The sequence below is a fragment of the Mesorhizobium sp. CA4 genome, from assembly GCF_020165075.1.
Classification (GTDB): Bacteria; Pseudomonadota; Alphaproteobacteria; order Rhizobiales; family Rhizobiaceae; genus Mesorhizobium.
On the sequence record NZ_JAIUHK010000013.1, the window covers coordinates 99,582 to 115,672 of the forward strand.

A 16,091-nucleotide genomic window follows, 5' to 3' on the forward strand; every position below is an offset into this window, starting at 1 on the left:
CCCTTCGCGCCTTATTCGGCAGGCACATGTCTGGTGGCGACGGCGTGGCCGTCCTTCTTGGCGCGGTATTCGCTATAGGCGGCGATCAGCATGTCCTCGTCGCGATATTGCGGCACCCAGCCGAGCTGGCGCTCGGCCTTGGATACGTCGAGCACGCATTCCTCGTCGGCGATCAGATACTGCTCCGGATCCATGATCGGCATGTTCAACCAGTCGAGCAGGTCGAGCGTGCGCTTGACCGCCCAACCGGGGGTCGGCAGCAGGAGCGACTTCGAGCCGGCATGGCGGATCAGGTCGCCGAGCAGTTCTTTGACCGGCGGCGGATTGAGCGAGCCGAGATTATAGGCCTCGTTCGGCACGCCGGCTTTCCAGGCCGCGCGGGCGGCTTCGGCGCAATCGAACACAGAGATGAACTGGTAGGGATTCCGGCCCGAACCGATCATCGGAACCGGCAGGTTCCAGTCGATCAGCTTGAAGAGCTTTTGCAGGATGCCGAGGCGTCCAGGGCCGATGATCAGGCGCGGCCTGAACAGCGAGATCGACATGCCGCGCCTGCGCCATTCGGCGGCAAGCTCCTCGGTCTTGAGCTTCGACAACCCGTACTCGCCGAGCGGCGAGACGGGATGGTCTTCGGTCATCGGCAGCACCACCGTGTGGCCGTAGATCATGTCGGTCGTATAGTGGACGAGCCTCTGCGCGCCGGCCTTGTCCATCGCCTGGATGATATTCTCGGTGCCGTGGAAATTCACCGGAAAGAAGAAGTCGTGCCGCTTGGCGCGCACGTGGATGGGCGACAGCATCTTGGCCGACAGATTGTAGACCATGTCGTCGGCCTTGAGCCCGACCGCCGCCACCGAGGCCGGATCGGTGACATCGCAGGTGATGAAGCGCACCGAGCGGTAATGTGGCAGGTCGCTCTTGACGATGTCGGCGACGACGACGGTCTCGCCATCGGCGACGAGCTTGGGCGCAAGGTGACGGCCGACGAAGCCGTCGCCGCCGAAAATCACATGTCTCATCGAACGATCTCGCTTGTGCCGATCTTGTCGGGATTGATGGATACGGTTTGGTCCTCATGCCTCCGCCCACTCTGCGCGATCAGCACCGTGCCGACGCAGATGCAGGCGATGCCGGCAATGCGCCAGCCATTGAGGTCCTCACGGAAGACGAAATAGGCAAAGACCGCCACGGCGACATAGGCGAGGCTGAGGAACGGATAGGCGAAGCTGAGCTCGACTTTGGACAGCACATAAAGATGCGACGCCATCGAGATGACGAAGGTGCACAGGCCGAGGAACACCCAGGGACTGAACACGACCTGCGACAGCTTGACGAACGGATTGACGCCCTCGAAGGAGATCGGCCCCATCGACATCATGCCTTGCTTCAGCATCAGCTGCGCCGCGGCATTGGTCATGACCGTGAAGAGAATGAAGATTATGTATTTCATTGTTGCCACCCCCGCCCCTTGGGCGGTCCTATTAAAAACCCACAAATATTTCGTGAAGCGTGATATTGTTGAGTAAACCCTGACGTAACGATTTATTTACCGTGATTTATTCGACCTTTATCTATTCGGCGGCTTCAGCGCTCCCTTGTCGGATCTCCAGTCTCTTGGCGGTACGCGCCCAGAAATTTGATATGAACGCCGGGTCGCGAAGCGCCTCCAGCCGTTGCCATTGCGGGAACGACGCGGCGAATGTCTCAGGCCCCATCCGGGCGTCCTTGTAGGGGTTCACCGCCCCGCCCGCGCCAACAGCAATGCGGTCGAGCTCGGCGAGCAGCCGCAACGTCCCTTCGCCCCGGTTGGCGAAATCGAGCGTCAGCGTGTAGCCGGGCCGCGGGAACGACAGCAGCGCCGGCGAGCGGACGTCGCCGAAGCGCTTGAGCACGGTCAGGAACGATCCCTGCCCTGCCCGCCGTGCGGCGTCGAGAAGCACAGGTACGACGCGGCGCGCATTCGCCTCCGGCACCACGCTTTGGTGCTGGAAAAGTCCCTGCGGCCCGTAGAGCCGGTTCCAGTCGCGGACCCCGTCAAGCGGAAAGAAGAAGCCCTGATGGCCGGCCTGGTGCGGAGCCTGGGACTTGCCCTTTTTCCAACGGTAGGCCGCGTTGAAGACGGTGAGGAAGGGCCGATTGAGGACGTTGAATGGTGGCTGCACCGGCACGGAAAACCGGCTGCCGGCGCGCGCCGCCGCGTGCGATCCGTGTTCGGCATGGTTGCCGGTGAACAACAGCCCGCGACCGCGCCCGTGGCCGCTGGCAAGCTGATCGATCCAGGCGACGGCATATTCATTGGCCTGGTCGGCAGCCTCGGCAAGATCGAAGAATTCGCCGAGATCGCGAAACCGCGTCACGCTTTCGATGATATCGAGCGATGGCACCCGCATCAGCTTGATCGATGCCGACAGGATCAGCCCCGTCAGCCCCATGCCGCCGATCGTCGCCCCGAACAGTCGGACATTGTCGGTTTGCGAGCAGCGATAGGCCCGGCCGTCGGACCGAAGCAGCGTCAAAGCCTCGACATGGCAGCCGAAGGTGCCTCGCCGATGATGGTTCTTGCCGTGGACGTCATTGGCGATCGCGCCGCCCAGCGTCACGAATTGCGTGCCTGGAACCACGGCCGGAAAGAAGCCGTAGGGCGCGGCATGAGCGATGATATCGCAAAGCAGCGTGCCGGCATCTGCCTCGATCACGCCCGTTTCGGCGTTGAAGGAACGGATGCGGTTGAGCGGCCGCATGTCGACCACCATGCCTGCATCGTTCTGGCAACTGTCGCCATAGGACCGGCCATTGCCGTATCCGAGCAGCGATCCGGTCTTCGCCTCGCCGCGTTTAAGCAAGGCGATCGCCTCGTCCGCCGCGATCGCCTTGCGCGCCGGCGGCGTCGCCAGTCCGAAGCTGCCGAAGCGCTCGTGCCTCATCACCAGCCTCCGGCGACGAGGAAGACCGCGCCGATGGCGACGACGATCTGGCTGCGCCAGTCGCGGATGATGAAGACGACCGGGTCGTCATGCATCTCGTCGCGGCGGGCCAGGATCCAGACGCGCATCGTGAGATAAAGCACGATCGGAGCCAGCGGCCATATCAGCCACGGATGCGGATAGAGCTCGCGCACCGCCGGGCTGTCCATATAAAGCGCCAGGACCAGCGCCGACGAGAAAGCCGACGCCATGCCGGCCTGCGCGACGATCTCCTGGTCCTCGGTGCGATAGCCGCGGCCAGCGATGCGCTCGCCGGGCGGGATCGCAGTGGTGCGCAACTCGACGAAGCGCTTCACCAGCGCCAGCGACAGGAAGAAGAAGATCGAGAAGGCAAGCAGCCAGAAGGAGACATCGACACCGGTGGCGGCTGCGCCCGCAAGCACGCGGATCGTGTAGAGGCCCGCAAGCGTCAGCACATCGATCAGAAGCATGCGCTTGAACGACAGCGAATAGGCTGTGGTGACGACCAGATAGCCGGCAAGCACGCCAAGAAATTCGATCGGCAGGAACAAGCCGGCGGCAATGCCGACCGCAAGCAGCGCGACGATCGCGCCGAGACCGAATGGGATCGACAATACGCCGCTGGCGAAAGGCCGGTTGCGTTTTGTCGGATGCTTGCGGTCGAGCGCGAGGTCGAAGAAATCATTGAGGATATAGATGGCGGACGCCACGGCGCTGAAGGAAATGAACGCCAGCAGGCATTCCCAGATCATGTTCGGGTTGAAATATTCGTGCGACAGCACCATCGGCACGGCGATCAGGGCGTTCTTCAGCCACTGATGGATGCGCAGCATCTTGACGTAGGTCCTCAGCGTCGGCTTCGGCGCGAGCATGGCCTCGGCTTGATGCGCCGCCTGCCAGCGCCGGGCGCTGCGGTCGGGCGCCACCACGAGCGCGCTGCGCGCGGCATCGAACACTTTGAGGTCGTGGCGGCTGTTGCCGGCATAGTCGAAGCCTGCATCGCCATAGGCGGCGACAAGTGCCGCGCATTTCCTGCCGGAGGTCATGTTGTGCGGACCGTCGGTCGCCAGCACATGATCGAAAATGCCGAGATGCGCCGCGATCGCTTCCGCGAACTTGCGCGGCGTTCCCGTCGTCAGCACGATCTTGCGGCTCTCCCGGTGCTCGGCGCACAGCCGGTCGAGCAGATCCCGACGGTAAGGCAGCGAGGCCGGGTCAATGTCGACGCGGCTGGCGATTTCCTGCTTCAGCCGGGCCAGGCCGCCGATCAACCAAAACGGCAGGAGAAAGACATAGAGCGGATTCTTCTTGAGGAGGATGAACAGGCCTTCCCACAGAAGGTCGGTTGCGATCAGCGTACCGTCGAGATCGACCGCAAGCGGAATTGCGTTCCTGTCCGACCTCGCGTCCATTGCCCTGCCCCGATCGAGCGCAGAATCCCGAAACTCCCATCTCGGAAGGGAACCATGCGCCAACTCAACCCACGCCGTGTGCCGGCGTCCTCGGGGCAGATATAGCCGGAGATGACGCAGCGAACGTTAAAACGTCCGGTTGCAATGCATTGTCATGCCGGTTTTTCGGCGTCGTCGTTAAGCGACAGCTACCGGAAACGATAAAAGGCCGGACATCGGTCCGGCCTTTGCCAATCTTGCGGCGCCACTCTCTGTGGCGAGAGTTACTTGATGCGCGCCGCGCCGCCCGAGATTTCGACCGTTTCCGAGCCGGTCAGGGCTTCGAGGTCACCATTGGGCAGAGTGACGAAGCAGCCGTTCGAGCAGAATTCCACCGTCTCGCCGGCGGCAAGCGTCAGCTCGCTCTTGGCGCCGCCTTCGGTCACGACCAAGGTCCGCGTCTGAGCGTCCCGGTTGATCGCGCTGGCGGCGAAAGCCGAACCGCCCAGTGCCAGCAACGCGATGGCGGCAACGACAGACTTCCACATTGAAATTTCGGTGTTTCACACACCGCCTCTGTTCAAATTTGCAAGGCATTCTCGCCCTTTGCATCGAAGCTTATATGAGATGTTATCTGAACCGCAACTGAATGCCGCATTCATGCCACAATCGATTTCGCTGTCGGATGAACGCAGTGTGCGGCCGGCCTCACCCGAATGTCGACACACCTCAGCCCGGGTCGGGCTTGCGGCCCCTCCGCTTCATCTTGGCCAGCCGTTCCCGCTCGGCCGCGGCTTCCGCCTCCAGCCTCTCGCGCTCCGCGAATTCGGCTTCGATCTTGTCGTCGTCGATCGGCCAGGCTTCGTGCTTCTTGCTCTCGACCACGGCGCGCGGCGTCGATGGTATCTCGATCTGCTCCTGCTCGAAGATATCGAAGATGGCGAAGCGGATGTCGTTCTGCACGACGCTGCCGTTCATGATGTCGGCGACGAACACGCGGATTTCGAATTCGAGCGCGGCCGAGCCGAAATTGGCGAAGAGGACGAACGGTTCAGGGTTCTTCAGCACCATCGGATGAGCGCGGGCAATGTCCGTCAGGACGGCATGGACGCGCTTGACGTCGCTGCCATAGGCGACGCCGACCTTGATGTCGATGCGCCCGAGCTTGTTGCGATGCGTCCAGTTGCCGACAGCGTTGTTGATCAGGTTCGAGTTGGGCAGGATCACCGCCTGCCGCTGGAAGGTCTCGATCTCGGTGGCGCGTACGCTGATCTTCCGCACCGTGCCGCTGACATCGCCCGCGACGATCCAGTCGCCGACCTTGAACGGCCGTTCGGCAAGCAGGATGAGGCCTGAGACGAAATTGGACACGACGTTCTGCAGGCCGAAGCCGATACCCAGCGAAAGCGCGCCGGCAACCAGCGCCAGATTGGAAAGATCGATGCCCGCGGCCGAGATGCCGACCAGCGCGGCGACCGCCACGCCGGCATAGCCGACACCGAGCCGGATCGAGTTGCGTACGCCGGCATCCACCTTGCCGCGCGCCATCACCGAGCCGTCCAGCCAGCCCTGGAACCAGCGCGTCAGGAAATAGCCGATGCCGAAGACGACGATGCCGCTGAGGATGCCGAGGAAGGAGATGGTCACCGAACCGATCGTGACGCCGGTCGCCAGCTTGTAGGCCCAGGCCTCGATATCGCCGGGCTGGAAGCCCCACATCAACAGGATCAGCGGCAGGAACACCACCACGATCATCAGGTTGATGGCGATGCTGACGGCCAGGCCGAGCTGGTCGAGGGCGGTATCCTCGTAGCTGGAGTTTTCCGAAAGCCATCGCCCGACCGAAGTGTCGGCGAAGCCGCCCTCCTCCCCGATCGCGCGTGCCGACAGGAAGCCGATATAGGCCGTCACCAGCACTGTGCCGGTCACCACGACCTGGAACGAGACGAAAAGCGCCAGGCCGATATAGCCAAGCAGCGCCGCCGCAATGGTGAACAGGCCGAGGGCGATGGCCATGAAGCGAAGCCATGCCGGCCAGGGCCGCCATGAGCCGTCAGCCGTCCTGAAAGGCCGCAGCAGTCCCATCAGGATCAGAATGACGCCGACGATGATCGCGGCGACAAAGCCCCTGGCGATCGTCAGCGAAAGTGGCGATCCCATCTTCTCGTTGACGACCGACAGGAAGTAATTGAACCCGAGCACCAGCGCCATGGCGGTCGTCAGACAAACCAGCCAACGCGCCCGGCCGGTCGCGACCGGGATCAGGCGCCAGTTGGGCAGGCGCGGTTCGAGCGCCGCGTTGGTCAGCCGGTTGACGCAGAACACCATGGCGATCACCGTCAGCAAGGCATTGAGGAACGTGCCGATATCGCCACGCAGCACATTGTAATAGTTGAAGAAGAACACGGCCGAGGCGAAGAAGACGCCGAGCGCCAGGGTCGGCAGCAGCGTCGACCAGAAGGCCACCGACAGCCTGCTGAGATAGGACGGATCCTCGACCGTCGGGTCGGCCTCGAATATGCGGCCGAACAGGCGCCTGCCGCCGATCAACAGAACGGCCGCCAGGGCGAGCGCCATCAGCGTCGCCGCAAGGATCGCCTGGAACTTGAACCTGACGGCGAAGCTCGCCCAGGACGAAACTGCCTTGTAGAGGCCCGTGAACTGATCATGCGCGTCGGAAAAGGCCTGCGGGCTCAACGCGTCGGTCAGATCATAATGCTTGGTGATGACGCTGCGGAAAAGCTCGCTGCGCATGACGGCGATCTTGTCGACCAGCCCGTTGACGCGGATCGACAGGTTTTGCGCGCTGGCGACGACCGCGTTGATCTGAGCTTTTTCCGTGGCGAGCGCACTGCGCTCGCTGCTGACGATCACCGGCTCGGTAGGTTGCCCCTGCGCCGGCGGCGGGCCGAGAACCTCGGCGCGATTGTTGATGTCGGTGAGGCGCTGCCGGAACGCCAGCGCGCTGTTCAGCGCCGCGCGCGAAATATCCTCCAGCTGCAACCGGATGTCGACAAGCCCCGCATCGTCCTGGTCGGGGTCGCTCAGTTTCTTTTCCAGGCCGTCGGTCCTGGCCGTCAGGTCCTGGATGACCTTGGTCTGATCGGCGATGAGCTGCGACGAACCATGGCCGATCGCCTGCGCCGACGCCTCGAGCGCCGGCTGCCCGAAGACAGCGACGATGACGATCAGAAGCAGGCGAAGCAGGCGGAAGAACATGACTTTGTTGGCGACTCGCGGCCGAAAAATTCTCGAAATTTCCGCCTTTGATAAAGACCGGCCTATCGGGCGGCAAGCCGTCCGATCGCATCGGCGAGAGTCGGCCTGGCGAAAAGCGATGGCGTAATCTTGGCTTTACGCTTCCCGCCTGCTCTATAGTCTGCCGCCTCGCATCATAAGGACGATAGGAAGAATGGCGGAATATTCAGCCTTTTCGCTGCTCAAGAACGCGCTGACCGGCAACAAGGATTGGAAGCCCGCCTGGCGCAAGCCGGACCCCAAGGCTTCCTATGACGTGATCGTCATCGGTGGCGGCGGCCACGGTCTTTCGACCGCCTATTACCTTGCCAAGGAACACGGCATCACCAATGTCGCGGTGCTGGAAAAAGGCTGGCTGGGCTCCGGCAATGTCGGCCGCAACACCACCGCCGTGCGCTCCAACTATCTCTTGCCGCAAAACACCCGCTTCTACGAACATTCGATGAAGCTGTGGGAGAACCTCTCGCACGACCTCAATTACAATGTCATGTTCTCGCAGCGCGGCTGCCTGAACCTCGCGCACACGCCTGCCCAGCTCGACGACTACGCCAGGCGCGGCAACGCCATGCGCCATCTCGGCGTCGACGCCGAGCTGATGAGCGTCGATCAGATCAAGCGGCTTGTGCCGGCGCTGGATGTCTCCGGTTCCGCGCGCTTCCCTGTCGTCGGCGGCTTGATGCAACGCCGTGCCGGCAGCGCCCGTCACGACGCCGTCGCCTGGGGCTATGCGCGCGGCGCCGACCGGCGCGGCGTCGATATCATCGAGAATTGCGAGGTCACCGGTTTCCTGCGCGACGGCGACCGCGTCACCGGCGTTTCGACGACGCGCGGCGAAATCCGCGCCAAGAAGGTCGCGCTTGCGGTTGCCGGCAGCACCGGCCGCGTCATGCAGCTTGCCGGCATTTCGCACATGCCGATCGAAAGCCACGTGCTGCAGGCCTTCGTCTCGGAATCGCTGAAGCCGATCATCGATACGATCCTGACCTTCGGCATGGGCCATTTCTACATTTCGCAATCCGACAAGGGCGGCCTCGTCTATGGCGGCGACCTCGACGGCTACAACAGCTACGCCCAGCGCGGCAGCCTGCCGATCGTCGATGAGGTGATGAGCGAGATGCTGGCGCTGTTCCCCGGCCTGGCGCGCGTGCGCATGCTGCGCTCCTGGGGCGGGCTGTGCGACATGACGATGGACGGCTCGCCGATCATCACCACTGGCCCACTGCCGGGCATGTACCTCAATTGCGGCTGGTGCTATGGCGGCTTCAAGGCGACGCCTGCCTCCGGCTGGTGCTTTGCCTACACCATTGCCAAGGACGAGCCGCACGATTTCAACGCGCCCTTCACACTCGACCGCTTTTATCGGGGCCTCATCATCGACGACAAAGGCCAGGGCGCGACGCCCAGATTGCACTAGGGTTTGGATTGAAAAATGCTGATCACCTGTCCCTATTGCGGCCCGCGCGACGTCATCGAATTCACCTACCAGGGCGACGGCAACCGCCAGCGGCCGCAGCCCGCCTCGCAGAACCTCGACGCCTGGAACGCCTATGTCTACGACCGCCTGAACCCGGCCGGCGATCACAACGAGATCTGGCAGCATTCCGGGGGTTGTCGCGCGCACCTTAGGGTCGTGCGCAACACCATCACGCACGAAATCCTGAGCACCGAGTTCGCCCGTGGCGGCCACAAGACGGAGAGCCGCTCGTGAGCCCGCGCCGCGCCGAGACCGGCGGCCGGATCGACCGGCTGCGCACCATCCGCTTCACCTTCGACGGCGCGGCTTACACCGGCCATGCGGGCGACACGCTGGCCTCGGCGCTGCTCGCCAATGGCGTGACGCTGTTCGGCCGCTCCTTCAAATATCATCGCCCGCGCGGCCTGCTTGCCGCCGGCGTCGAGGAGCCGAACGCGCTGGTGACGGTGCTGCGCGGCGAAGTGCGCGAGCCGAACATTCCGGCCACCATGGTCGAGATCTATGACGGGCTGGTCGCCGTCAGCCAGAACCGCACGCCTTCGCTCGCCTGGGATATCGGCGCCCTCAACCAGCTCGGCGGCAAGCTCCTGTCGGCCGGCTTCTACTACAAGACCTTCATGGGTCCGGTGATCGGTCCGCTGAAGGGCACGCGCTTCTGGATGTTCTGCGAGCATTTCATTCGTCGCGCCGCTGGCCTCGGCAAGGCCGGCACCGCTCCCGACCCGGCGCGCTACGAGCGCATGAACGCATTTTGCGACGTGCTGGTCGTCGGTTCCGGCCCGGCCGGCCTGATGGCGGCGAAGGCCGCCGCCGACCAGGGCGTCCGCGTCATCCTTGCCGACCTCGAAGCCCACTTCGGCGGTTCCGCAAACTGGTCGGACGAAATCATCGACGGCATGCCCGCCGCCGACTGGGCCCAACGCGCAGTCGGGCAGCTCGAAGGCAACGACAATGTCCGCCTGCTGCCGCGCACGACCGTGTGGGGTTACTATGATGGCAACACGCTTGCCGCGCTGGAACGGGTGACCGACCACAAGGAAACACCCGCCAAGGGCGAACCGCGCCAGCGCTACTGGGCGATCCGCGCGGGCACAGTGGTGCTCGCCACTGGCTCCTTCGAACGGCCGCTGGTGTTTCCGGGCAACGATCGGCCCGGCGTCATGCTGGCGCATGCGGCGGAACGCTACGCAGTTGAATATGGCGTGCTGCCAGGACAGCGCATCGCGCTCTTCACCAATAACGACAGCGCCTACCGCTCCGCCGTCGCCTTGAAGAAGGCCGGCGCGACCATCGTTGCCATCGTCGATGTCCGTGCTGACATCTCGAACGACATGCGCCGGCTCGCCGGCGAGGCCGAGGCCGAGCTTCTGGACGGCCATGCCGTGATTGCGACCGAAGGCGGCAAGGCCCTCACCGGCCTCAAGGTGCAGCGCTTCGACGCCCTGAGCGGTGCGTTGAGCGGCGACGAACGAAGCATCCATGCCGACAGCCTTTTGATGTCGGGCGGCTGGTCGCCGACCATCCATCTCGCCAGCCAGGCTGGCGCCAAGGCTGAATGGGACCCGGCCAGGCAGGCCTTCCTGCCGCCCAAGCCGACGCAGCGTTGGCTCGGCGCCGGCGCCTTCACCGGCAGCTTCTCCACCGCCGAAGCCATCGCCGAGGGTCGCGCGGCCGGCGTTTCGGCTGCCGGCGGAACGGCCGCGCCCGCCGCCCTGCCGACCGTCGAGGCCGCACCGGGCGATCCCGATCCGGCTCCGGTCTTCGAAATCAAGGCCAAGGGCAAGAGCTTTGTCGACTTCCAGCACGATGTGACCGCCGAGGACGTGCGGCTTGCGCATCGCGAAGGCTTCGTATCGGTCGAGCATCTGAAGCGCTACACCACGCTCGGCATGGCGACCGACCAGGGCAAGAACTCCAATGTGCCTGGCCTTGCGATCATGGCCGAGGCGCTCGGCAAGCCGATCCCCGAAGTCGGCACGACGCGCTTTCGCCCGCCCTACACCGCAGTGTCGATCGGCTCGCTGGCCGCCGAACGCTTTGGCGATCTCAAGCCCGAGCGGCTGACGCCGATGCATGACTGGCACATCGCCAATGGCGCGACCATGTATTCGGCCGGCCTCTGGTACCGGCCGATGATCTACGGCCTGCCCGGCGAGACGGTCGAGCAGGCCTATGTCCGCGAAGCGAAGGCCACGCGCGAAAGCGCCGGCATCGTCGATGTCTCGACGCTGGGGAAGATCGCGGTGCAGGGACCCGACGCGGCCGAGTTCCTCGACCGCGTCTACACCAACATGTTTTCCACTTTGGCCGTCGGCAAGGCCCGCTACGGCCTCATGCTGCGCGAGGACGGGCTTGCCTTCGACGACGGCACCACCTGGCGGCTCGGCGAGCAGGAATTCCTGATGACCACCACCACCGCCAATGCCGGCAAGGTGATGCAGCATCTGGAGTATTTTCTCGACGTCATCTGGCCGGAGCTGAAGGTCACCGTGACCTCCGTCACGGACGAATGGGCGGGCGCGGCGATCGGCGGGCCAAACGCGCGTTCCATCCTCGCTTCCTGCGTCACCGGCACCGCCGTCGACAACGCCACCCTGCCCTTCATGGGCATCGTCCATGGCCGGATCGCCGGCGTGCCGGTGATGATCTGCCGCCTGTCCTTTTCCGGCGAAATGGCGTTCGAGGTTTATTCCGGCGCCGGCTACGGCACCCATGTCTGGCAGGCCCTGATCGAGGCCGGCAAGCCGTTCGGCTTGGTCACCTACGGGCTCGAGGCGCTGGGCACGATGCGCATCGAGAAGGGCCATGTCACCGGCGCCGAGATCGACGGCCGCACCACGGCGCGCGACCTCCATCTCGACTGGATGCTGTCGAAGAAGAAGCCCTTCATCGGCTCGGCCATGATGGACCGCGAAGGCCTGATCGCCCCTGACCGGCTCGAGCTGGTCGGGCTGATCGCCCTCGACAACCGGCCGCTCAACGGCGGCGGCCATGTCGTCGAGGAACTGGACGAGGACAATCCGCACGACTCGCTCGGTCACATCACCGCCTGCTGCTATTCACCGGCGCTCGGCAAATATATCGCCCTGGCACTGGTCAAGGACGGCAAGGCACGTCACGGGACCCGCGCCTTCGTCTCCGACCCGCTGCGCAACCGGTTCGGGCCGGTCGAGATCGTCTCCAACCATTTCTACGATCCGGACGGGAGCCGCATGCATGGCTGAGCAGCATTTGCCCGAACGCCAATCGCCGCTCGAGCCGGAGTATCATCCAGGTTCGCACGGCAACTTCGAACATGGCGTCGATGTTATCCTGTCCGAGATGCGGCCGGGCACGATCCTGCAGCTCGCCGCCTGGCCGGGCGAAGAGAAGCAGCTGATCGAAATTATCGGCAAGGTCACCGGTCTCGCTCTGCCCGATGGCGCCGGCGGCGGCGTGAGCAGCGGCGCCCGCGCCGCCTTCGGCTTCGCGCCGGGAAAGTTCACCGTGGTCGACGAAGCGGAGGGGCTTGCTCAAGCCTTCGCCGGCGCCATCACGCCAGCCGTCGGTACGCTGACCGATCTCTCGCATGGCCGCACCGCGATCCGCATCGCCGGCCCGAAGGCCGAGTGGGTGATGGCGAAGTTCTTTGCTATCGACTTCGCCTTGCCGGCCTTCCCGCTGGGCGCTGGACGTTCGACCAACCACCATGACGTGTTCGCCCAGATCCAGCGCACCGGCGCCGACCAGTTCGACATCTACGTCTTCCGCTCTTTCGCGCGCTCGTTCTGGAAGGCCTTGTGCCACGCCTCCGAGGAAGTCGGTTACGAGGTGCAGTAGCGCGGCGTTGCTGGCTCGGGATTGGTCCAGGCACTATCTGGCACTATCGACGGCCACAACTGCGGCTTGAGCCTTGGGCCAGCAGGCGCGATAGGTAGGGAATCACGGGCGTTTGCTGGGCAAACATCCGCACAGGCAACCAGTTCGACCATACCCTTCCATGACTGTTGAGACTTCGGCGACGGCCACGACCCGCTTTGCTCCGGCGGAGGGTCCGTCGATGCTGTTGCCGGCAACCGTCGCTTGCGGCGTGTTCATGACCAGTCTTGACCAGAACGTCGTGGTCACCGCGCTGGCCGGCATCGGCGAGAGCCTCGACCGACCGCCAAGCCAGCTTGGGCTTTTGATCACCGTCTATGTCGCCAGCCTCATCGTCACCATGCCGCTCGGCGGCTGGCTGGCCGACCGTTTTGGGCTGCGCAACGTCTATTGCTTCGCCCTGCTCGTCTTCGCCAGCGCCTCGGCCCTGTGCGGCCTTTCGGAAAACATCTGGATGCTAGTCGGCTCGCGCGCCTTGCAGGGCTGCGGCGGCGCGCTGATGGGCACGCTTGGCCAGGTCGTGATCTTGTCGAGCTTCCCGCGCGCCCGTACGCTGAAGATCAACATGTATATTTCGCTCGCCGGCCAATCCGGGCCGCTGGTCGGGCCGCTCGTCGGCGGCGCGCTCACCACCTACGTCTCCTGGCGCTGGATCTTCTACATCAATATCCCGATCGCCCTGACCGCGGCGCTTCTGGCCGTCTCCCTGTTTCCGACGACGACCAAGCCGGTGCGCACGCCATTCGATCTGCCTGGCTTCCTGCTCGTCGGCAGCGGCATGGGATTGCTGGTCTTCGGCATGGATTCGCTTGCCGCCAAGGATGCCGCGAACAGCCTGATCGGCATCGAGCTTGGCCTGGCGATCGTCATCCTGACGGTTGCCGCCTTCTATTGCCTGCGCGCCCGCAACCCGCTGCTCGATCTCAACCTGCTGCGCATCCGCACCTTCCGCATCTCCTTCCTGACCGGCGGGGGACTGGACACGATCGGCCTGAGCTCGGTGGTCTTCCTGCTGCCGCTGATGTTTCAGCTCGGCTTCGGGATGAGCGCGGTGCAGGCCGGATCGCTGACCTTCGTCGCCGCGATCGGATCATTGCTGATGCGCTTCTTCATGCCGCGCCTGTTGAACCGCTTCGGCTTCAGGCGCGTGCTGGTCGTCAACACGCCGATCGTCGCCCTGTTGGTTGCCGGTTTCGCCCTGATGCAGGAAAGCCTGCCGGCCTGGATCGTTTTGGTCTACATCTTTACCTTCGGCGTCTTCCGCTCGGTGCAATGGGCCTCCACCGGCAATCTTGCCTATTCGGACATCGCGCCGGAGCAACTCGCCCCGTTCAGCGCGCTGTATTACATCCTGTGGCAGCTTGCGGTGGCGATCAGCGTCGGCCTCGCGTCGGCGCTCCTGTCGCTGCTAGCCGGCGGCGGCAAGGCCAGCGTCAACGACTATCGCATCCTGTTCGTCATCGAAGGCCTGATCACGCTTTGCGCGCTATTGGCCTATCTGAGGCTGACCCCGAAGGACGGCGCCCATGTCAGCGGCCATGGCGCGCCTATGAGCACGGACTGACGGTCCGCGTCGCGGTCTGCGCCGACGCTATTCCGCAAAGGTCACCCAGTCCTCGATCGGCGCGCGGTCGGTGCGGAACTCGTTTTCGGGCTTCGAGATGTCCTCGTAGCCGAGCGCCATGCCGCAGACGACGACCTCCTCGTCGGGGATGTTGAGCACCGGCCGGATCTGCCGGTGATAGGGCGCGAAGGCAGCCTGGGGACAGGTATGCAGTCCCCGGCCCCGCGCCGCGACCATGATGTTCTGCAGGAACATGCCATAGTCGATCCAGGAGCCCTGGTTCAGTCTCCGGTCGATCGTGAAGATCATGCCGACCGGCGCATCGAAGAAGATGAAGTTGCGGTCGTGCTGCGCTCGCATCTTGTCGACCTCGCGGCGGCCGATGCCCAGCGCACCGTAAAGCCCGAAGCCGTTGGCGCGGCGACGCGTCAGGTAAGGTTCGAAGAACTGGTCGGGATAGTAGCGGTACTCGTCCCACTCGGCCTTTTCGGCGCGGATGCCGGAGTTGAGGATGGCGTCGCTGATGCGCTGCTTGACCTCGCCCTTGGTCACATAGACCCGCCAGGGCTGCATGTTGGTGCCGGACGGCGCACGCGCAGCGACCGCCAGGATCGCGCGGATCGTCTCGTCATCAACCATGTCGGGCAGGAAAGCGCGCACGGACCGGCGCGAGGTGATCGCCTCGTCGACGATCGCCGCTTCCGATGCAATCCGGATGTTCTTCTCAAGCATGGGCCGTCCCTTTGCGCATGGCCAGAAACCGTAAACACGGTTTCCCTTGACGACCATCCGCAGACTCTAAGCTAACCTGGTCCCGACCGGGCGCCCCACTCCGCCGCTCGTCCGCGAGCCTTTGCATCAACGGCCGAAATCGCGCAAGCAAATCTTGTGGCCTATGAAAATCCCCTTGATTTTTTCATGATTTTACTCTCTCATGAAATTTATCGAGATTTTTTCACGAGCAATCTTTGGCCCCCACCGCGACCAAATCGGAGCAGGACAATGGCGACCGGCTGCTGGCCGGCGACATACGCGCGCTCCGCAGGGCGCGCGGCCTCACGCTCGCTGAAATTGCGCTTAAGTTAGGTCGCTCGGTCGGCTGGGTCAGTCAGGTCGAGCGCGGTCTTTCTATCCCTTCGCTCGGCGATCTCAGGGCATTCGCCAGCCTCTTTGACGTTCCGATCAGCCTGTTCTTCAGCCATGATGTGCCTGTCGAGCAGGAACGCGGCGTGGTCGTGCGCGCCGGCAGCCGCCGTTCGCTTGGCACAAGTGAATCCGGCCTGGTGGAGGAGCTTCTGTCGCCCGACCTCGGCGGTAGCTTCGAGATGCTGCGCTCGGTCTTCGCGCCGGGCGCGGAGCTGAAGACGGAAGCGCGCCGTCCGACGGAAGAAGCGGGCTATGTCGCGTCGGGCACGTTCGAGATCGAGATCGACGGTGTCTGGCATCGTCTCGGCGAAGGCGACTCGTTCCGCTTCGAGGGCAAGCCGTTCCGCTGGCGCAATCCTGGCGCCGAGGCTGCGGTTGTCATCTGGGTGGTTTCACCGCCTGTCTATTGATCAATGCATGTCGCCCAGAGCGCAAAGCGGTTTTGGGATAACGAC

13 protein-coding genes are annotated in these 16,091 nt (G+C 64.0%); 6 read left to right on the plus strand and 7 right to left on the minus strand.

Annotation, left to right across the window (positions count from 1 at the left end; all coding sequences use genetic code 11):
• Positions 1-11: 11 nt before the first annotated feature.
• The 6 genes from LB528_RS13315 to LB528_RS13340 all read right to left on the minus strand — a co-directional run bounded on the left by LB528_RS13315 (position 12) and on the right by LB528_RS13340 (position 7,555).
• Complete coding sequence (locus LB528_RS13315; protein ID WP_224715223.1) at positions 12-1,019, minus strand: NAD-dependent epimerase/dehydratase family protein; 1,008 nt, start codon at positions 1,017-1,019, stop codon at positions 12-14.
• Positions 1,016-1,450 (minus strand): EamA family transporter, encoded by a 435-nt coding sequence (locus LB528_RS13320; protein ID WP_224715224.1) that lies wholly within the window; start codon positions 1,448-1,450, stop codon positions 1,016-1,018. Before LB528_RS13320 ends, LB528_RS13315 begins: the two co-directional genes overlap by 4 nt.
• A 121-nt stretch (positions 1,451-1,571) precedes the next feature.
• Positions 1,572-2,924 carry an FAD-dependent oxidoreductase gene (locus LB528_RS13325; RefSeq protein WP_224715225.1) on the minus strand — a complete coding sequence of 451 codons (1,353 nt, stop codon included), beginning with the start codon at positions 2,922-2,924 and terminating at the stop codon, positions 1,572-1,574.
• Positions 2,924-4,357, minus strand: coding sequence for a UbiA family prenyltransferase (locus tag LB528_RS13330; protein ID WP_224715226.1), 1,434 nt, complete (start codon positions 4,355-4,357; stop codon positions 2,924-2,926). Before LB528_RS13330 ends, LB528_RS13325 begins: the two co-directional genes overlap by 1 nt.
• 263 nt (positions 4,358-4,620) lie before the next feature.
• The gene (locus LB528_RS13335) at positions 4,621-4,884 is read right to left on the minus strand and encodes a hypothetical protein (RefSeq protein ID WP_027167119.1); all 264 of its coding nucleotides are present in this window, start codon (positions 4,882-4,884) and stop codon (positions 4,621-4,623) included.
• A 181-nt stretch (positions 4,885-5,065) separates the two neighbouring features.
• Positions 5,066-7,555 carry a mechanosensitive ion channel family protein gene (locus tag LB528_RS13340; RefSeq protein WP_224715227.1) on the minus strand — a complete coding sequence of 830 codons (2,490 nt, stop codon included), beginning with the start codon at positions 7,553-7,555 and terminating at the stop codon, positions 5,066-5,068.
• A gap of 193 nt (positions 7,556-7,748) precedes the next feature.
• On the opposite strand from LB528_RS13340, the gene LB528_RS13345 reads away from it, so the two are divergent.
• From LB528_RS13345 to LB528_RS13365, 5 genes are all read left to right on the plus strand, one after another.
• Entirely contained in the window at positions 7,749-9,008 is a 1,260-nt protein-coding gene (locus LB528_RS13345) for a sarcosine oxidase subunit beta (RefSeq protein ID WP_224511023.1), read from the plus strand.
• A gap of 15 nt (positions 9,009-9,023) precedes the next feature.
• Positions 9,024-9,302: a sarcosine oxidase subunit delta gene (locus LB528_RS13350; RefSeq protein ID WP_224511022.1), complete on the plus strand. Its 279-nt coding sequence runs from the start codon at positions 9,024-9,026 to the stop codon at positions 9,300-9,302.
• Positions 9,299-12,292: a sarcosine oxidase subunit alpha gene (locus LB528_RS13355; protein WP_224715228.1), complete on the plus strand. Its 2,994-nt coding sequence runs from the start codon at positions 9,299-9,301 to the stop codon at positions 12,290-12,292. Before LB528_RS13350 ends, LB528_RS13355 begins: the two co-directional genes overlap by 4 nt.
• 7 nt (positions 12,293-12,299) lie before the next feature.
• Positions 12,300-12,887 carry a sarcosine oxidase subunit gamma family protein gene (gene soxG, locus LB528_RS13360; RefSeq protein WP_224715251.1) on the plus strand — a complete coding sequence of 196 codons (588 nt, stop codon included), beginning with the start codon at positions 12,300-12,302 and terminating at the stop codon, positions 12,885-12,887.
• A gap of 220 nt (positions 12,888-13,107) precedes the next feature.
• Positions 13,108-14,490, plus strand: coding sequence for an MFS transporter (locus LB528_RS13365; protein ID WP_224715229.1), 1,383 nt, complete (start codon positions 13,108-13,110; stop codon positions 14,488-14,490).
• Positions 14,491-14,517: 27 nt separating this feature from the next.
• Here the strand turns inward: LB528_RS13365 and LB528_RS13370 are convergent, their stop codons facing one another.
• On the minus strand, positions 14,518-15,222 hold the full coding sequence (locus LB528_RS13370; RefSeq protein WP_224715230.1) for a nitroreductase: 705 nt from the start codon (positions 15,220-15,222) through the stop codon (positions 14,518-14,520).
• Positions 15,223-15,503: 281 nt separating this feature from the next.
• On the opposite strand from LB528_RS13370, the gene LB528_RS13375 reads away from it, so the two are divergent.
• Complete coding sequence (locus tag LB528_RS13375) at positions 15,504-16,046, plus strand: helix-turn-helix domain-containing protein (RefSeq protein WP_411962161.1); 543 nt, start codon at positions 15,504-15,506, stop codon at positions 16,044-16,046.
• The last annotated feature ends 45 nt before the right edge of the window (positions 16,047-16,091 follow it).